The organism is Microbacterium imperiale, from assembly GCF_017876655.1.
Classification (GTDB): domain Bacteria; phylum Actinomycetota; class Actinomycetes; order Actinomycetales; family Microbacteriaceae; genus Microbacterium; species Microbacterium imperiale.
In genome coordinates this window covers 1053741-1071891 of sequence record NZ_JAGIOK010000001.1, presented here as the reverse complement: position 1 = coordinate 1071891, position 18151 = coordinate 1053741, and the positions used below count along the sequence as shown (strand labels likewise).

The 18151-nt window shown below is 72.0% G+C and carries 13 protein-coding genes; 7 read left to right on the top strand and 6 right to left on the bottom strand.

Going from position 1 to position 18151, the window contains the following annotated elements; all coding sequences use genetic code 11:
- The first annotated feature begins 19 nt into the window (after positions 1 to 19).
- The gene (katG, locus tag JOF37_RS05370) at positions 20 to 2362 is read left to right on the top strand and encodes a catalase/peroxidase HPI (RefSeq protein ID WP_245338103.1); all 2343 of its coding nucleotides are present in this window, start codon (positions 20 to 22) and stop codon (positions 2360 to 2362) included.
- 374 nt (positions 2363 to 2736) lie between these two features.
- Here katG and JOF37_RS05365 read toward each other — a convergent pair whose 3' ends face one another.
- Genes JOF37_RS05365 through JOF37_RS05345 form a run of 5 tightly spaced genes read right to left on the bottom strand, consistent with a single transcriptional unit; the run spans position 2737 to position 8085 of the window.
- Positions 2737 to 4038 carry a DUF58 domain-containing protein gene (locus JOF37_RS05365; protein ID WP_210005808.1) on the bottom strand — a complete coding sequence of 434 codons (1302 nt, stop codon included), beginning with the start codon at positions 4036 to 4038 and terminating at the stop codon, positions 2737 to 2739.
- A 6-nt stretch (positions 4039 to 4044) separates the two neighbouring features.
- Complete coding sequence (locus JOF37_RS05360; RefSeq protein WP_210005806.1) at positions 4045 to 5010, bottom strand: AAA family ATPase; 966 nt, start codon at positions 5008 to 5010, stop codon at positions 4045 to 4047.
- Positions 5007 to 6164, bottom strand: a complete 1158-nt coding sequence (locus tag JOF37_RS05355) for a DUF4350 domain-containing protein (RefSeq protein WP_271174821.1) — start codon at positions 6162 to 6164, stop codon at positions 5007 to 5009. The genes JOF37_RS05360 and JOF37_RS05355 overlap by 4 nt, the downstream gene beginning before the upstream one ends.
- Complete coding sequence (locus JOF37_RS05350) at positions 6161 to 6796, bottom strand: DUF4129 domain-containing protein (protein WP_210005804.1); 636 nt, start codon at positions 6794 to 6796, stop codon at positions 6161 to 6163. The genes JOF37_RS05355 and JOF37_RS05350 overlap by 4 nt, the downstream gene beginning before the upstream one ends.
- On the bottom strand, positions 6793 to 8085 hold the full coding sequence (locus JOF37_RS05345; RefSeq protein WP_210005803.1) for a DUF7847 domain-containing protein: 1293 nt from the start codon (positions 8083 to 8085) through the stop codon (positions 6793 to 6795). The genes JOF37_RS05350 and JOF37_RS05345 overlap by 4 nt, the downstream gene beginning before the upstream one ends.
- Positions 8086 to 8228: 143 nt before the next feature.
- On the opposite strand from JOF37_RS05345, the gene mtrA reads away from it, so the two are divergent.
- The 5 genes from mtrA (at position 8229) to hpf (ending at position 13775) form a co-directional block, all read left to right on the top strand.
- On the top strand, positions 8229 to 8909 hold the full coding sequence (mtrA, locus tag JOF37_RS05340) for an MtrAB system response regulator MtrA (RefSeq protein WP_210005802.1): 681 nt from the start codon (positions 8229 to 8231) through the stop codon (positions 8907 to 8909).
- Positions 8910 to 8916: 7 nt separating this feature from the next.
- Positions 8917 to 10587 (top strand): MtrAB system histidine kinase MtrB, encoded by a 1671-nt coding sequence (gene mtrB, locus JOF37_RS05335; RefSeq protein WP_210005801.1) that lies wholly within the window; start codon positions 8917 to 8919, stop codon positions 10585 to 10587.
- Positions 10584 to 12260 carry an LpqB family beta-propeller domain-containing protein gene (locus JOF37_RS05330; protein ID WP_210005800.1) on the top strand — a complete coding sequence of 559 codons (1677 nt, stop codon included), beginning with the start codon at positions 10584 to 10586 and terminating at the stop codon, positions 12258 to 12260. Before mtrB ends, JOF37_RS05330 begins: the two co-directional genes overlap by 4 nt.
- Positions 12261 to 12348: 88 nt before the next feature.
- Positions 12349 to 13023, top strand: a complete 675-nt coding sequence (locus JOF37_RS05325; RefSeq protein WP_210005799.1) for a ComF family protein — start codon at positions 12349 to 12351, stop codon at positions 13021 to 13023.
- An 89-nt stretch (positions 13024 to 13112) separates the two neighbouring features.
- Entirely contained in the window at positions 13113 to 13775 is a 663-nt protein-coding gene (hpf, locus tag JOF37_RS05320) for a ribosome hibernation-promoting factor, HPF/YfiA family (protein ID WP_210005798.1), read from the top strand.
- A gap of 57 nt (positions 13776 to 13832) precedes the next feature.
- On the opposite strand, the gene JOF37_RS05315 is transcribed toward hpf, so the two are convergent.
- A complete protein-coding gene (locus JOF37_RS05315) occupies positions 13833 to 15158 on the bottom strand; it encodes a hypothetical protein (protein WP_210005797.1) in 1326 nt (441 codons plus the stop codon).
- Between the two features lie 162 nt (positions 15159 to 15320).
- Here JOF37_RS05315 and secA point away from each other — a divergent pair, with 162 nt between their 5' ends.
- Entirely contained in the window at positions 15321 to 18110 is a 2790-nt protein-coding gene (gene secA / locus JOF37_RS05310; protein WP_210005796.1) for a preprotein translocase subunit SecA, read from the top strand.
- The last annotated feature ends 41 nt before the right edge of the window (positions 18111 to 18151 follow it).

Here is an 18151-nt window from a genome sequence, read left to right as displayed (position 1 = left end):
CCCCTACGGAAGGATCTCCATGAGCGATCGCGACCCGCAGTCCGCACCGATCGGTGCCGACGTGACCGAGACCGATCAGGCCGTCACGCCGATCGATACGCCCGCAGACGAGCGCGCCGACGGCGAGACCCGTCCGCGCCCCAACGACGCCGGCGGCTGCCCCGTCATCCACGGCGGCGCCGAGCAGGGCTCCGGACACGGCTCGCACGGCGGACAGCCGCACCCGACGGTCGGCAATGCCAACCACGTCTGGTGGCCCAACCAGCTCAACCTGCGCATCCTCAAGAAGAACCCCGCCGTCGGCAACCCCGTGGGCGAGGACTTCGACTACGCCGCCGCCTTCGAGTCGCTCGATCTGGCCGCGGTCAAGAAGGACATCGAAGAGGTCCTCACCACTTCGCAGCCCTGGTGGCCCGCCGACTTCGGCCACTACGGACCCCTCATGATCCGCATGGCCTGGCACTCGGCCGGCACCTACCGCGTCACCGACGGCCGCGGCGGCGGCGGCGCGGGGCAGCAGCGCTTCGCCCCCCTGAACAGCTGGCCCGACAACGTCAACCTCGACAAGGCTCGCCGCCTGCTGTGGCCCGTCAAGAAGAAGTACGGCCAGTCGATCTCGTGGGCCGACCTCATGATCCTCGCCGGCAACGTCGCGCTGGAGTCGATGGGCTTCTCGACCTTCGGCTTCGCCGGTGGCCGTCCCGACGTCTGGGAGCCGGACGACGACGTGTACTGGGGCCCCGAGACCACGTGGCTCGCCGACGAGCGCTACTCGGGTGACCGCGACCTCGAGAAGCCGCTCGCCGCCGTGCAGATGGGCCTCATCTACGTCAACCCCGAGGGCCCGAACGGCGAGCCCGACCCGCTGAAGTCCGCTCGCGACATCCGCGAGACGTTCGGCCGCATGGGCATGAACGACGAGGAGACCGTCGCGCTGATCGCCGGTGGTCACACCTTCGGCAAGACCCATGGCGCGGCACCCGACTCGAACCTCGAGGACAACCCCGAGGCCGCGGGCATCGAGATGCAGGGCCTCGGTTGGAAGAACAACCACGGCACCGGACACGGCGACGACACCATCACCTCGGGTCTCGAGGTCACGTGGACGTACCACCCCACGCGCTGGGACAACGAGTTCTTCCACATCCTCTACGCCTACGACTGGGAGCTCATGCGCAGCCCGGGTGGCGGCCACCAGTGGCGTCCCGTCAACGGCGGCGGCGCCGACATGGTGCCCATGGCGCACTCGAACGGCCGTCGCGAGCCCCGCATGCTCACGAGCGACCTGGCGCTGCGCATGGACCCCGCGTACGACGAGGTCTCGCGCCGCTTCAAGGACGACCCGGTGGCCTTCGGCGACGCGTTCGCCCGCGCCTGGTTCAAGCTCACCCACCGCGACATGGGTCCGATCGCCCGCTACCTCGGCCCCGAGGTGCCCCAGGAGGAGCTCATCTGGCAGGACCCGGTGCCCGCCGTCGACCACGAGCTGATCGACGACGCGGATGCCGCTGACCTGAAGGCCCGCATCCTCGCGACCGACCTCACCGTCAGCGAGCTCGTCGCCACGACGTGGGCCGCGGCTTCGACCTTCCGTGGCAGCGACAAGCGCGGTGGCGTCAACGGCGCCCGCATCCGTTTGGCTCCGCAGAAGGACTGGGAGGCCAACAACCCGGCCCAGCTGCAGCGCGTGCTCGGCGTGCTCGAGAACGTGCAGGCGTCGTTCAACGATGCTCGCACCGACGGCAAGAAGGTCTCGCTCGCCGACCTGCTCGTGCTCGCGGGCAACGCCGCGGTCGAGAAGGCCGCGCGTGACGGCGGCGTCGAGGTGACGGTTCCGTTCCGTCCCGGGCGCACCGACGCCACGGCGGAGCAGACCGACGCGCGGTCGTTCAGCCACCTCGAGCCGGTGGCCGACGGCTTCCGCAACTACTACGGCCCCAACGCCGTGCTGCCCGCGGAGCACCACCTCATCGACAAGGCCAACCTGCTGACCCTCAGCGCGCCCGAGATGACGGTGCTCGTGGGCGGTCTGCGGGCGCTCGGCGCGAACTACGACGGCTCGGCCTTCGGCGTGTTCACCGACCGCCCGGGTGTGCTGACGAACGACGTGTTCGTGCGGCTGCTCGACCTCGGCGCCACCTGGAAGCCGCTCGACCCCGGTGCGCACGCGTTCCGCGGTGTCAACGCCGACGGGTCCGAGATCGGCATCGGCACGCGCGTCGACCTGCTGTTCAGCTCGAACTCCGAGCTGCGCGCCATCGCCGAGGTCTACGCCTCGGACGACGCGAGCGAGAAGTTCGTGCGCGACTTCGTCGCCGCCTGGACCAAGGTCACCGAGCTCGACCGCTTCGACCTGCGCTGAGCCTCGCGGCATCCGTGTGAAGGCCCGCCCCCTCGTGGGGCGGGCCTTCCCCGTTCCCGCGGGGCGTGGGGCCGGGGGGCGGGATGGGGCTGCGGCCGGTGCGGCGTAGCTGAGGTTCAGTTGGCAGGTGGCGCCCCTTCGCGCGGGGGGTGAGGGCGCGAGTTGCCAGGTGAAGGCGCTGGCCGAGTCTCGGTTGGCAGGTGGCGCCCCTTCGGACGGTGCGTGGGGGCGGATGCTGCCAGGCGAAGGTCCGGCGCCAGGCGAAGGCCCGGCGCCAGGCGAAGGCGCGGCGCCAGGCCAAGGCCCGGCGCCAGGCGAACATCCGGCGCCGGGCGAAGGCGCGGCGCTGCGGCGCACGAAGGCGCGGCCGCGGGTCAGAGCCGGCCGGCGGCCTTGAGAGCCAGGTAGTGGTCGGCGATCGCGGGCGGAAGCGCCTCGGGCGTCGCGGTCAGGGCCTCACCGCCGGCACGCCGCACCGCCGATGCGACGCGCTCGGCGTCGCGGTCCGCGTGGGCGATGGCCGCCTCGCGATAGACGTCCTCCGCGAGGCGTCGTGCCGGCCCGGGGGTCGGCACATCGCGGGCGGCCCCCACCAGCACGGTGGTGCGCTCCGTCAACGAGGGCAACGCGCCGAGGAAGCCGCGCGCGGCCTCGGGGGAATCCTGAGCGGTGAGCAGCACGACGAGCGAGGGTCGCGAGGTGAGCGCGCGCACCTCGGTCACCAGGGCGTTCCAGTCGGTGTCGATGAGCGTCGGCTCGACGGGCGCCATCGCGTCGACCAGCGCCGGTAGCAGCCGGGCGCCCGCCACGCCGGTGACGCGCGCGCGGCGAGCCCGGTCGAACATGACGAGGTGCACGTGATCGCCCGCTCGTGCCGCGAGCGCGCTGAGGAGCAGAGCCGACTCCATCGCGGCATCCAGGCGCACGCCGTCCCCGACCCGCGAGGCGCTGGTCCGGCCCGAGTCGATGACGATGACCACATGGCGGTCGCGCTCGGGGCGCCACGTGCGCAGCATGGTCGTGCCGGCTCGGGCGGTGGCGCGCCAGTCGATCGATCGCACATCGTCGCCGCGGACGTATTCGCGCAGGCTGTCGAACTCGGTGCCGCGTCCGCGCACTTGCACGCTCGTGTTGCCGTCGAGCTCGCGCAAGCGTGCAAGGCGCGAGGGCAGGTGGCGTCGCGAGGCGAAGGGGGGCAGCACGCGCACCGCGCCCGGCGCGGGGATCACCCGCTGCCGCCCGGCGAAACCCAGCGGTCCGCGGCTGCGGATCGCGACGAAGCCCGACCGCAGTTCGCCGCGGCGACGGGGGAGCAGTGGGATCGGGATGCCGCGGCGCTCGCCGGCCGGCACATCCAGGTCGGCTCGCGCCTCGCCGGCGCCCGCGGTGGGCTGCCAGCCGTCACGCATCCGGCCCCGGATGCCGCGGGGCCCGCCGTTGTGGACCAGGACCGTCGTCGCGACGGGCTCGCCCAGGCGTGCCCGCGCCGGGATGCGGCGCTCCACCGTGACGCGGTGCAACGGCCCCGCGGCCAGCGCGTCGGCGACGGCGACCACGACGCACAGCCCGGCCCAGGCGAGTGCCGTCCACGCGGCATCCCACCCGGCGGCGGGTGCGAGGACGACCGGCACGACCCCGGCTGCGAGCAGCAGGGCGAACAGACCCGACAGGTACACGGGGGCTCAGATCGGGACGCGGGTCTGCTGCAGCACGGACGTGAGGATGGTGTCGGCCGAGACCCCCTCGATCTCGGCATCCGGTCGCAGCTGGAGGCGGTGGCGCCAGGTCGGCACGAGCATCGTCTGCACGTGGTCGGGTGTGATCGCGGGATAGCCGCCGAGCCAGGCCCACGCCTTGGCCGCGGCGAGCAGAGCGGTCGCCGCGCGCGGGCTGGCGCCCAGCTGAACCGACGGCGACTCGCGGGTCGCGCGGGCGAGGTCGACGACGTATCCGAGGACGTCGTCCGAGACCTCCACGGCGGCCGCGGCCTGCTGTGCCGCGCGGATCTCGGCGCCGCTGACGACGGCGGTGACGCCCGCGGTCTCGAGCGAGCCGGGACGGAAGCCGTCGGCGTGGCGGCGGAGCACGGCCACCTCGTCGTCCCGAGCAGGCACGTCGATCAGCAGCTTCAGCAGGAAGCGGTCGAGCTGCGCCTCGGGCAGCGTGTAGGTGCCCTCGTGCTCGACGGGGTTCTGCGTCGCGGCGACGAGGAACGGGTCGGGAAGGGGGCGCGAGACGCCGTCGGCCGAGACCTGGCGCTCCTCCATCGCCTCGAGCAGCGCCGCCTGCGTCTTCGGTGGCGTGCGGTTGATCTCGTCGGCCAGCAGCACGTTCGTGAACACCGGTCCGGCACGGAACTCGAACTCGCCCGAGCGGGCGTCGTAGACGAGCGACCCGGTGACGTCGCCGGGCATGAGGTCGGGCGTGAACTGGATGCGGGTCGTGTCGAGCCCGACCGCTCGGCTGAACGCGCGCACGAGCAGCGTCTTGGCCACGCCGGGCACGCCTTCGAGCAGCACGTGGCCACGCCCGAGCAGGGCGATGAGCAGGCCGGTGACGGCCCCGTCCTGTCCGACGACGGCCTTGCCGACCTCGACGCGGACGCGGTTCATCGCCTCGCGGAGGTCGCCGGATGCGGTCTCGCTCATGGGGTGTTCCTTTCGGGACGGACGGTTCGGTGCACGGCGGCTTCGAGCTCGCGCAGGCGGTCGGCGGCGTCGACCAGCTCGCGGTCGTTCCGCGGCAGGTCGTCGAGCAGGATGCCGCGCACGCGGGCGCGGTCGGTATCGAGTCGGGCGGCGGCGGCGTCGGCGATCGCGCCGGCGTCTGCTGCACCGAGGCCCAGCAGCCGGGCGAGGCGGCGCAGGCTGTCGCGCCGCAGCTGGTCGAGGGCGTGGACGGGCTCGGCGGCCGCGGCGTACAGACGCGCGCGCCCCTCCGTCGTCTCGGACGCGCGGACGGTGACCGGGAGGTTCTCCGCGACGAGCGGGCCGAAGCGCCGGCCGCGCCAGATGCCCGCCGCGACGACCGAGCCCAGCAGCAGCAGGATCGCGGGCGTCACCCAGGGAGGCGTGAGCTCTCCGAGGCTCGGCGCGGCCGTCAGCGACCCGTCGCCGAGGGCGGGCAGGTACCAGACGACGCGCCCCGTGCCACCCAGCAGGTTGAGGCCGAGCGCGGCGTGGCCGTCCTCGGCGAGGTGGCGGTTGACCAGCAGGGATGTCGCATCGAGGGCGATGACCCGGTCGGGGCCGGACCCCGTTCCGACCAGGCCGAAACCGGCGCCGGCGGGGTAGCAGGCGATGCGGAGCCCGTCGGCGGTGAAGACCTCGCCCGGTCGCACGGAGCCGCTGACGGCGGCATCCGGGAAGTCGCAGGCCGGTGCGGTGAGCTCGTCGACGAACCCGGCCGACTGCGCCCCGCCGAGGAGCAGGCGCAGATCGCGCGTCCGGGGCTCGAGCAGGACCGTTCCCGCGGCAGCCGAGGCGAGATCCTCGAGGTCGTCGTCGTCGAGCGGTGCCGTGTCGGCGATCGCGAGAGTCGCGCCGCCTTCGCCGAGCGCCGCGAGCGCGCTGGTGCGGTCGCGTGCGACATCGACCTCGACGCCGCGGTCGCGCAGCACCTCGACGAGGGCGCGGGACCCCTCCGGCCCCGCGGCCTCGGGGTCGAGCAGACCCTGCGCGGGCATCGTGCCGATCCCCGCGATCGCTGCGACGCCGAGCCCCGCGACGAGGACGCCGGCGGCGATGCCGGCCCAGGCGAGCACCGAACGGGTGCGGCCGGAGGCGGGAGCCGCGGTCGTCACGAGGCGAACACCTCCGCGCGGGCCGAGGCGAGCCGCTGATCGAGCGACCGGACGGCGCCGTAGGCCTCTGCTGACCCGGGCCGGCGCAGGTAGCGGACGTCGTCGAAGCTGCGCGCGACCGCGGTGAGGTCGTCGCGCGCCTGGGGGAAGGCGCGGGACGCGTCGGCGGCGAATCGGTGCACGGTCGCTCCGGGCTGCGGGTCGATGATGGTCCGCTCGGAGAGCCCACGCGCGAGCGCACGCACACGCAGCACGATGGCGGCATCCCACTCCGATCGCGCCGCGGCGGCCTCGGCGTCGGCTCGCAGCTCGTCGGCCGTGCGCGTCTCGTCCGCGCCGAAGAGTGCGATGGGGGTTCGCGAGCGCGCCGCGCGGCGCGGGCGGCCCCAGATGAGGATCGCGATCAGGATGAGCACCACGACCACGGCGATCGCCGCTGCCGCGAGCCACGGTCCGAGCGTCTCGGGCACCTGCCCGCTGAAGATCGACCCGATGAACTCGGCGACGCCGCGCGCGAAGCGATCGATCGGCGTCGGCTCCGCCTCGCGGTAGAGGGCGCCCGACAGCTCCTCCTCGGCCCAGCGGCGGGCCTCGTCGGGGTCGGGCGCGATCGGCGCGGTCGGGATCCTCATGGACGCTGCGAGCCCGGGGCGGTCCAGTCCGTCGCGGACGGCGGTGCCGCCGGGGGAGTGGCGGGCTGATCCGACGGTCCCGCGTCGCCCGAATGCGGCGCGGGCGGGCCGTACCCACCGGCGGCAGGCGGGGCGTAAGCGCCGGGGGCGGGCGGACCGTAACCACCGGGAGCGGCAGCCGGGTACCCGCTCGGGACGGGGTACCCTGCCGGCATCCCGCCTGCCGGCGGCTGCTGCCACCGCGCCGCCAGGTCACGTCCGATGTGCTGGCGGTACGGGTCGGGCAGGTCGCGTTCGCCGGCGTCGCGCCGATCGACGTACGCCGACAGGTCGAGGTCGAGGCCTTCATGGCGCATGCGGCAGTCGACGTAGACGAGCGCGCCCGCCGTCGATTGCACGATCACCGCGATGGTCTGGATGAGGGTCACGAACGCCTGCGCGAGCAGCGTGCCCGCCAGCAGCGCGATGATCTCGCCCGGTTCGGGGTCGCCGGTCGGCGTGATCACCGAGGTGAGACCCATCGTCACGAACGAGAACGGGATGCTCACCACCTGGGCCAGGACGCTGAAGCTCAGCGAGATGATGACGATGATGCCGAGCGTCGACCAGAACCGGCCGCGCGTCAGCCGCCACGAGCGCGCGATCGCCCCGAAGACCGTGGCCCGCTCGAGCACGATGGCCGAGGTGACGAGCAGGAGCTTGGTGCTCAGCCACAGGCTGAGCGGGATCGCCGAGAGCACGAGCAGGATCGTCAGCACGATGGCCAGCGGCGCGACGCTCAGCGCGAGCAGGACGATGCCGGTCGCGAGCACGCCCAGGACGACCGCGACGATGAGCGAGACCAGCGCGGTGTAGCCGATCAGGCGCCAGGCGACGGGCTTGACGCGTGCCCACAGCGTGCCCAGCGTGTGCTTCTCGGCCACGACCGCCTGAGCGACCTCGCTCACGACGATGCCCTGCACGAGCACACCCAGGGCGCCCGCGGCCAGCGAGAGCACGAGCGCGGTGACGCCGCTGATGGCGATCGAGCCGGCGAGCACCGTCTCGAACTCGTCCGTGCCGGGGCGCAACGACGCCAGTCGGCCGAACGTCGCGAACCCGACCGCGACCACGCCGGCGGTGGTGACCAGAACGGCCAGCGTCTGCACGACCAGTGCGAATCCCAGCAGCACCCGGGGGTTCTGGCGCAGCGCCGAGAACGAGCGGCCCAGGATGACGCCGAACGACAGTGGATGCAGCGGGATGATTCCGGGCCGCGGGGCGGGGGTCCACGAGGGGTAGGCCGTCACGATGCACTCCTGGAACAGTCGGCTCGGTCCACCCCATCGTGTCACAGGTGCACGGCGGCGTCCGGAGTCGACCGCCCGAGCGTCCGGTACGGTGAATACGCGCACGTCGCGCGCGAGCCCGAGCCGAAAGACGAACGCCGCCCATGACTTCTCGCATCCTGGTGGTCGATGACGACACCGCGCTCGCGGAGATGATCGGCATCGTGCTGCGCACCGAGGGATTCGACACCGTCTTCTGCGCCGACGGCGCGGCGGCCGTGGAGGCCTGGCGCACCGAGAAGCCCGACCTGATCCTGCTCGACCTGATGCTGCCCGGCGTCGACGGCATCGAGATCTGCACGCAGATCCGCGCGGAATCCGGCATCCCCATCATCATGCTGACCGCCCGCACCGACACGGCAGACGTCGTGCGCGGACTCGAGTCCGGCGCGGACGACTACATCGTGAAGCCGTTCAACCCGAAGGAGCTCGTCGCGCGCATCCGCACCCGGCTCCGGCCCGCGGTCGCCGCCGCGTCCGAGTCGCTGCGGATCGGAGACCTCGTCGTCGATGTCGAGGGGCACGAGGTGCGCCGGGGGAGCGAGATCATCGGGTTGACGCCGCTGGAGTTCGAGCTGCTCGTCGCGCTGGCGTCGAAGCCGCAGCAGGTCTTCTCGCGCGAGATGCTGCTCGAACAGGTGTGGGGCTACCACTACAAGGCCGACACCCGTCTGGTCAACGTGCACGTGCAGCGGCTGCGGGCGAAGGTCGAGATCGATCCCGACAACCCCCGGATCGTCACGACCGTCCGCGGCGTCGGCTACCGCGCCGGCGCCGTGATCTGACCCCGCCATGCCGATCCGCACCGTCACGACGGCGACGGTCGCGACGCGGGGTCTGCGGTCGTGGCCGCGGCGCATCTCTCGAGCCTGGCGCCGCTCGCTGCGGTTCCGGACGGTCGCGGTGACACTCGGGGCGACCGCTCTGACGATCACGGTCGCACTGGTGTGGATGTCGCTGGCCATTCAGAACGACATCTTCGACTCGCGCACCTCGCAGCTCCTCGCCGAGGCTCAGCGTGCGACGCTGTCGGCGCAGTCGACCCTCGACGCCGCCGAGGTGGGCGGTGACGTGGTGGCGATCGACAACCTCATGGAGAGCGTCCGTACCTCGATCCAGCGGCAGTCCTCCACCGAGCGGATCGCCGCGTTCCGGATCTCCTCAGACCCATCGCCCATCGCACCGCAGGACTTCGACTCGGCGGGGCTGCCGGCCGATCTCATCAGCGAGCAGTTGCGCGAGCAGGTGCAGAGCGACGCGGAGCTGCAGTGGTGGCAGCCCGTCGGGTTCACCGTGTCGGGCGGCGGTGAGGAGCCGGGCATCGTCGTCGGCCAGCAGATCATCCTGCCCGAGGTCGGAGCCTACGAGCTCTACCTCGGCTACGACCTCTCGAGCGAAGCGCAGACGCTGCGCTTCGTGCAGATCACCCTCTGGATCGTCGGGGTGGGCCTCGTCATCCTGATCGGCGCGATCTCATGGATCGTGCTGCGCTCGGTGACCGAGCCGATCGCGCAGGCCGCCGAGAGCAGCTCGCGGCTGGCGGCCGGAGACCTCGCCGTGCGGCTGCAGGTGCGGGGCGAAGACGAGTTCGCGACCCTCGGCCGATCGTTCAACGCCATGGCCGACAGCATCGAGGCGCAGATCAAGGAGCTCGCCGAGCTGTCGCAGGTGCAGCAGCGTTTCGTCTCCGACGTCTCGCACGAGCTGCGCACCCCGCTGACGACGATCCGGCTCGCGTCCGACATGCTCAACGATCGGCGCGACGAGTTCGATCCCGTCGCCGGCCGCGCCGCGGAGCTCCTGCACGATCAGGTCCACCGCTTCGAAGTGCTGCTGACCGACCTGCTCGAGATCAGCCGATACGACGCGGGGTCGGTGCAGCTCGAGAACGAGCCCACGAGCATGACGCAGCTGGCCGAGGACGTCATCACCTCCATGGCGCAGCTGGCGGAGCAGCACGGCAGCGACGTGCGCCTCGTCGCGCCCGGCGGGTATTCGCCCGTCGAGATGGATCCGCGCCGGGTCCGGCGCATCGTGCGAAATCTCCTCGGCAACGCCATCGAGCACGGCGAAGGGCGACCCATCGTCGTCACGGTCGACAGTGACGCCCATGCCGTCGCGCTGGGCGTGCGCGACTATGGCCTGGGGATGCGGCCCGAAGATGCCGAGCGCGTCTTCGATCGGTTCTGGCGCGCTGACCCGTCGCGCAAACGCACCATCGGCGGCACGGGCCTCGGGCTCTCGATCGCCCTCGGCGACGCGCGGTTGCACGGGGGGACCCTGGCCGTCTGGTCCGAGCTCGGCCGCGGCACGAACTTCGTGCTGACGATCCCGCGCCGGAGCGAGCCGCTGGCCGGCCATTCGCCGATCGCGGTGGATCCCGGGGATGATGGCGTACCCTTCGACGACCTGGGCCTGACCCAGCCGATCTCGCTGCCCCGTCCGTCGAAAGGCGCGTCGTGACCCGCTTGCGCTCTGTCGCCGCTCTGCTCGGGCTCGTGCTCGCCGTGCTGCTGGCCGGCTGCACCGGGCTGCCGACATCCGGTCCCGTGGTCGCGGGCGAGCGCATCGACGAGCAGGCCGGCTCGGTCGACTTCTCGTTCCTTCCCGACGACCCGCCCCCCGGTGCGACGCCCGAGCAGATCGTGTCGGGCTTCCTCGCCGCCGGCTCGGGTCCGCGCGACGACTGGGGCACCGCGCGGCAGTTCCTGGCCCCGGACTTCCGCGCGCGCTGGCAGCCGACGGCGCGGGCCATCGTCGACCTGCCCGGCGAACGCGTGTTCTCGTCGGCGGCCGACGGGTCGGTGACCGTTGCGGTGACACCCGAGGCGACGGTCGACGCGACCGGTGCGCTGTCGGTGGCCGACGCCGGCTCGATGCCGCTGGACTTCCGTCTCGTCGAGATCGACGGGGAGTGGCGTATCTCCGAGGCGCCCGACGGTGTCGTGCTCGATCGTGCGCGCTTCCGGGCGGTCTTCCGCGAGTACTCGGTGATGTACTTCGATCCGTCCTGGTCGTACCTGGTGCCCGACCGGCGCTGGTTCCCCGCGACGAACGCCGCCACCCACATCACCGAGGCGCTCGTCGACGGCGAGCCCAGTCCGTGGCTCGCCGGAGCGGTGGTGACCGCGTTCCCGAACAGCCTCGAGCTGGCCACGCGCGCCGTGCCCCTCGAGGCGGGCGTCGCGCAGGTGCCGCTGTCGCAGTCGGCGCTGGCCATCGTCCCTGACACGCGGAACCGGATGCAGGCGCAGCTCGAGGCCAGCCTGCAGTCCGCCGGCATCCTCGGCGCGCAGATGTCGGTGGACGGCGAACCCGTCGCGGCGCAGGCCGTCGACGTCCGCGCCATCCGAGTCGACGTCCGTCCCGTCGTGCTCGCCGACGACGCCTTCGGGTTCCTCTCGGGGTCCGAGATCGAGCCGCTGCCGGGACTGTCCGCCCCGATCGCGGACCTCGACCCCGTGTCGGTGCAGGTGGCGGCCGACCGCTCCGCTGCCGCTGTGCGGACTGCGGCCGGCGCCGTGGTGCGGGTGCGCGCCGACGGCACCTTCGAAGTCGTCGACCAGCGCGCCGGTCTCGTCGACCCGACGATCGATCCGAACGGCTTCATCTGGACCGTCCCGGCCGGCGCGCCATCGCAGCTGACGGCCACCGGCCCCGATGGAGCCCCCATCGCGCTGACCGACGCGTGGCCGGGGGCTTCGCAGATCTCCGCCCTCGAGGTGTCGCGGGACGGGACGCGACTCGCCGCGCTCGTGCGCGACGGCTCGCGTCCCGCGCTGTGGGTGGCGGGCATCCTGCGAGACGAGGCGGGCGCGCCCGTAGGCCTCGGCGACCGCGAGGTCGTCGCCGCCCTGCCGGGGACCGGTCTCGACGCGAGCTGGGTCGACGGATCGACGATCGCCGTCCTCGCCGAGGACGGCGACAGCGAGGTGGTGATCTCGCAATCCGTCGGCGGCTTCGGTGAGACGATCACGGCCCCGGCCGGCGCCCGTGCGATCGCCACGGCGAACCAGCTGCAAGCGGTGCGTCTTCTCGATGACGACGGCACGCTCTTCGCCCAGAAGGGCCAGACCTGGCCGACCGTCGCGCGTGAGATCCGTCTGCTCGCGACGCAGCAGGGATCGCCGCGCTGACCCCTCCCCACCCGGGCCCGGGTGCGACATGTTCACGGGGGAAGGCGGTCGGGGAAGCGCGCTCGAGGCGAAGCGAGACGCTGGCGGCATGCCGGATTCCCCGTTCTCGCGCTCGCCGTGGAGCGATGCGTTCGCGGATGCTCTGTCTCTGCTGCTGCCGGTGTGGTGCGCCGGGTGCGACCGACCGGGTCGGGCGCTGTGTCCGGCGTGTATCTCGGGGTTCGACGGGCCGCAGCCGCGCCTCCTCGCGCCGGGACTGCCGCTGTGGAGCCTCGGGCGCCACACCGGCTCCAACGCGCGGGTGATCCGTGCGCTGAAGGAGGAGGGGCGCACCGGAGTCGCGCGTCCTCTCGGACACCTCCTCGCCGGCGCGCTGGATGCCGCCGGTTGGCGCGACGCGCCGCTCGTGCCGGTACCGGCATCACGGGCGGCGCTGCGCCGGCGCGGCTACGCCGTGCCCGAGCTGCTCGCACATCACACGGGGCGGTCCGTCCTTCGGCTGCTGCGCGTCAGCGGGCGACCCGCCGATCAGCGCGACCTCGGCCGACGCGAACGGGAACGCAACGTCGTGGGCACCCTCGCCGTGCGCCCGCCCCGACACGCCCGGGCGTCGGCCGCCGTCGTGCTGGTCGACGACGTCGCGACGACGGGGGCCACGCTGCGCGAAGCGCACCGTGTTCTCGCGGCCGCGGGGGTGGTCGCGTGCGGGGCCGTCAGCGCGACCGACACGCCGCGCCGCTATTCCCCGGCGCTTCCTGAGTGACATTCATGACCGGCGGCGCTAGCGTGGGGGAGACCAAGGCGAACGAAGGTCCGCCCTTGAACCGGGCGGACCGGAGCAAGGAGGTCAGGATGGAAACCAGCATCGTCGGCGTGGGAGTCGGGATCACGGATCGCTTCCGCACGGTGGCTGAAGAGAAGTCCACTCGCATCGAGACATTCGCGCCACGCGCGCAGCGGCTGGACATCAAGGTCACGCACCGCGCGTATCGCAACGGCCGGATGGACGACGAGACCGTCGAGCTCACGCTCACCGGCAAGGGGCCGCTCGTCCGCGCCGAGGCCACGGAAGCCGACAAGTTCGTCGCTCTCGACCAGGCGGTCGACAAGCTCGTCGAGCAGCTGCGCCGTGCCAAGGAGAAGCGCGTCGACGCGCGGAACCACCCGCGCGGCGCGAAGCTCGACAAGGGCACCGGCTCGCTGGCCGGCATCGATGTCGAGCCCGCCTCGGTCGATGTCCTCCGGGCGGTCGCCACGGGCGAGGTGCCCGTCGTCGGCGAGTCCGCCGAAGAAGAGGACTACACCCCCGTCGTCATCCGCACCAAGGAGTTCGGTGCGGAGTGGATGACCGTCGAAGAGGCCGTCGACCGGATGGAACTGGTCGGACACGACTTCTTCCTCTTCATCAACGCCCGCACCGATCACCCGAGCGTCGTGTACCGCCGCAAGGGTTGGGACTACGGTGTGATCTCCCTCGCGGCCGCCGCGCCGCCGGAGGCCGAGCTGGCGTCGTGATCTGACGACGAGGGGCGGATGCCGCAACGGCATCCGCCCCTCGTCATGTCCGGGTGGTCAGTCGAACATGCCGTCGAGCAGGCTGCCGATGACGAGGCCGCCGAGGATGCCGCCGACCATGTTGCCGCCGCTGCTGCGTCCGCCCCAGCCCCCGCCGTATCCGCCGGGGCCGCCCCAGCCGTCGTTGGGGCGGGAGCCGTCGATGTCGCGCTGCGCGAGGTGCAGCGCCTCGCCCGCGAGGGCGGCGCAGCGCCGCGCATCGGCAAGAGCCTTCTCCCGATCGTCTTCGTCGATCGGGCCGCTCGGGGCAAGCCCGAGGCGCAGGCTTTCGGCTTCGGCGAGGCGGGTGCGGGCATCCGCACCGATCCAGCCCCGGTGCCCGGCGATGACGCTGCGGGCGACCGCGAGCTGGCGGTCGGCGTCGTCGATGGCGTGACGCACGTGCGACTCGGGCGGCACGGGCCGCGCGGCCCGCTCGCGAGCCTTGTCGACGGCGACATCCAGTGCCGCGTTCTTCTCGCGCAGCATCGACAGCTCGGCGAAGGGGTCGCTCTTCGATCCGGCCGGGCTGACACGGCCGAGCGCCTGCTGCAGCTCGGCCATCGCGGTCGTGACGGCGGGTGTCTGCGGTGCGGTGCGCGCGGTGACCAGGTCGTCGCGCGAGTCGGCGACGACGTCGGCGAGCGTGGACTGTGCGCGCAGGGCCTCGACCTCGAAGTCGTCGACGGCGTCGAGCAGGGTGCGCGCGCGGCGGACGGCCTCGGTCGCGGTCTCGAGCGCGATGTTCGCGGGACCGCGCTCGCCGGCGGCGCGGCGGCGCTCGGCGACATCCGATCCGTGCTGGGCGAACTCGAGCAGCCCGCCCGCCTCGTCGGCATTGCCGCTGATGCGCCCCACGGCGTCGGGGTGATAGCGACTCGAGACGCGCTCGATGACGGCGCGTGCGGTCGGCAGGCGCTGCTGCAGCGTCTCGACCTCGGCGCGGATGCCGTTGAGGATCTCGGGAGCACGCCGCGCGCGCTCGATCGCCGCGGCGAGGGCAGAGGTGCGGTCGTCGAGCAGCTCTTCGGCCCATTCGCACAGCTGCACGATGCGCGCGTTGCGCGTGCGCACCTCTTCGGGGGTGTCGGGGATCTCGTCGTGGTTCAGCTGCTTGAGGTGGAACGCCTCGCCGAGGTGGTGGCGCACCGCGTCGACCGCTTCGCGCAACGGCGCCGTGGCCTCTTCGCCGAGCTCGGCCTCGGCGAACGCCATCTCGTCGTTGGTGACTCGCAGCCGCTCGTCGGCGCCGACGAGGGCGATGTCGGCCTCCCGCGCGAGATTCGCATCCGCTTCCGCGATCTCCTGCTGTTCCCGCTTGCGCTTGCCCCAGAATCCCGCCATGTCTCGATCCTAGGTCTCGCAGAGCCGGCCGGGAGCGGCGATGACGGCCACTCGCAGGCGACGCCAAGGTCACGGCCCGATAACATGGCTCCGTATGCCCGTGCGTCGCGCGCGGGCGCGGCCGGCGGTGGCGTCGGCGCACCCGACAGATGGAGATCCTTCGTGGCCAATCCTCTCGAGAAACTGCTCCGCGCCGGAGAGGGCCGCGTGCTGCGTCGCCTCCAGCAGGTCGTGAAGGCCGTGGGCGCTCTGGAAGAGGACTACGCCCACCTCTCCGACGACGAGCTGCGCGGCGAGACGGCGGAGCTGCGCGCCCGTCACGAGGCGGGCGAGACCCTCGACCGGCTCATGCCCGAAGCCTTCGCCGCCGTTCGCGAGGCCGCGAAGCGCACGCTCGGACAGCGCCCCTACGACGTCCAGGTCATGGGTGGCGCGGCCCTGCACCTCGGGAACATCGCCGAGATGAAGACCGGTGAGGGCAAGACCCTGACGGCGACCTTCGCCGCCTATCTGAACGCGATCGCCGGCAAGGGCGTCCACGTCATCACCGTCAACGACTTCCTCGCCTCGTACCAGGCGGAGCTCATGGGACGCGTCTACCGCGCGCTCGGCATGACCACCGGGACGATCGTGGCCGGCCAGACGCCCGAGGTGCGGCGCGAGCAGTACGCCGCCGACATCACCTACGGCACGAACAACGAGTTCGGCTTCGACTACCTGCGCGACAACATGGCGTGGCGCCGCGAAGACCTCGTCCAGCGCGGACACTTCTTCGCCGTCGTCGACGAGGTCGACTCGATCCTCATCGACGAAGCGCGCACGCCGCTGATCATCTCGGGCCCGTCGTCGGGCGAGGCGAACCGCTGGTTCGTCGAGTTCGCACGCGTCGCCACGACCCTCGAGCCCGGCGTCGACTACGAGGTCGACGAGAAGAAGCGCACGGTCGGCGTGCTCGAGCCCGGTATCGAGAAGGTCGAGGACTACCTCGGCATCGACAACCTCTACGAGTCGGCGAACACCCCGCTCATCTCGTTCCTGAACAACTCGATCAAGGCACGCGCCCTGTTCAAGCGCGACACCGACTACGTCGTCATGAACGACGAGGTCATGATCGTCGACGAGCACACCGGCCGCATCCTGGTCGGACGCCGTTACAACGAAGGCATCCACCAGGCCATCGAGGCCAAGGAGGGCGTCCCGGTCAAGGCCGAGAACCAGACCCTCGCGACCGTGACGCTGCAGAACTACTTCCGCCTGTACGACAAGCTCTCGGGCATGACCGGTACCGCCGAGACCGAGGCGGCCGAGTTCATGTCGACCTACAAGCTCGGCGTCATCCCGATCCCGACGAACAAGCCCATGATCCGCAAGGACCAGCCCGACCTCGTCTACAAGAACGAGACGGCGAAGTTCGCGCAGGTCGTCGAGGACATCGTCGAGCGCCACGCCAGCGGTCAGCCGGTGCTCGTGGGCACGACGAGCGTCGAGAAGAGCGAGTACCTCTCGCGTCTGCTCGCGAAGAAGGGCGTCAAGCACGAGGTCCTCAACGCCAAGAACCACGCGCGCGAGGCCGAGGTCGTGGCGCGCGCCGGTCGCCTCGGGGCCGTGACGGTCGCCACGAACATGGCCGGTCGCGGTACCGACGTCATGCTCGGCGGCAACGCCGAGTTCCTGGCCGTGCAGGAGATGAAGTCGCGCGGTCTCGACCCGGTCGAGACGCCAGAGGAGTACGAGGCCGCGTGGGACGAGGTCTTCGCCGCCGTGCGTGAGACCGTCGCCGAGGAGGCCGCAAAGGTCGTCGAGGCCGGCGGGCTCTACGTGCTGGGCACGGAGCGTCACGAGTCGCGCCGTATCGACAACCAGCTGCGCGGACGCTCGGGCCGTCAGGGCGACCCCGGTGAGAGCCGGTTCTACCTGTCGCTGACCGACGACCTCATGCGCCTGTTCCAGTCGGGCGCGGCCGAGGCGATCCTCGCGCGGACGAACTTCCCCGAGGACGTCGCGATCGAGTCGTCGATGGTGTCGCGCGCGATCAAGAGCGCGCAGGCGCAGGTCGAGGCGCGCAACGCCGAGATCCGCAAGAACGTCCTCAAGTACGACGACGTGCTCAACCGCCAGCGTGAGGCGATCTACGCCGATCGCCGGCAGGTGCTGCACGGCGACGACCTGTCGGAGCGCGTGCAGCACTTCATCGAGGATGCTGTCAGCGCCGTGATCGACGACCACACGTCGTCGGGCCACACCGAGAGCTGGGACTTCGACGCGCTCTGGACCGAGCTGAAGACGCTGTACCCCGTCGGTGTCACGATCGACGAGGTCGTCGCTGAAGCCGGCAACAAGGGCCGCATCACCGCCGAGGTCCTCAAGCGGGAGCTGCTCTCGGACGCGAAGATCGCGTACCAGAAGCGCGAAGAAGCCCTCGGCGAGCCGGCGATGCGCGAGCTCGAGCGACGCGTCGTGCTGCAGGTGCTCGACCGCCGCTGGCGCGACCACCTCTACGAGATGGACTACCTCAAGGACGGCATCGGCCTGCGTGCGATGGCCCAGCGCGACCCGCTCATCGAGTACCAGCGCGAGGGCTACGAGATGTTCCAGTCGATGATGGCCCAGATCAAGGAGGAGTCGGTCGGCTTCCTCTACAACCTCGAGGTCGAGGTGCGCTCCGCCGAGAGCGGCGACGTCGAGGCCAAGGGGCTCGGCCCCGCGCCCGTCGAGACGCAGAAGCTCGAGTACTCCGCGCCCAGCGACACCGGGTCGGGCGAGGTCGAGGTGCGCAACGACCGCGGCCAGGTGCAGAAGGCGGCCACCGCGAAGGCGCGGCAGCAGTCGGCCGAGCAGGAGGCGCCGGCGGAGGCTGCGCGCGGAGCGTTCGGTCAGACCGTCGGAGCCGGCGACGGGGCTACCGCCGCAGGAAACCGGGCCGAGCGTCGGGCCGCGGGCAAGAAGAAGTGACCGCCCGAGCGGGCCACGCATCGTCGATCGGCCCGCTCGGC

Coding starts and splice junctions, on each gene's coding strand:
- JOF37_RS05315 (WP_210005797.1), bottom strand. CDS start 15,158: ATGGCGGGATTCTGGGGCAAGCGCAAGCGGGAACAGCAGGAGATCGCG.
- JOF37_RS05360 (WP_210005806.1), bottom strand. CDS start 5,010: ATGAGCGAGACCGCATCCGGCGACCTCCGCGAGGCGATGAACCGCGTC.
- mtrA (WP_210005802.1), top strand. CDS start 8,229: ATGACTTCTCGCATCCTGGTGGTCGATGACGACACCGCGCTCGCGGAG.
- JOF37_RS05350 (WP_210005804.1), bottom strand. CDS start 6,796: ATGAGGATCCCGACCGCGCCGATCGCGCCCGACCCCGACGAGGCCCGC.
- katG (WP_245338103.1), top strand. CDS start 20: ATGAGCGATCGCGACCCGCAGTCCGCACCGATCGGTGCCGACGTGACC.
- mtrB (WP_210005801.1), top strand. CDS start 8,917: ATGCCGATCCGCACCGTCACGACGGCGACGGTCGCGACGCGGGGTCTG.
- JOF37_RS05325 (WP_210005799.1), top strand. CDS start 12,349: ATGCCGGATTCCCCGTTCTCGCGCTCGCCGTGGAGCGATGCGTTCGCG.
- hpf (WP_210005798.1), top strand. CDS start 13,113: ATGGAAACCAGCATCGTCGGCGTGGGAGTCGGGATCACGGATCGCTTC.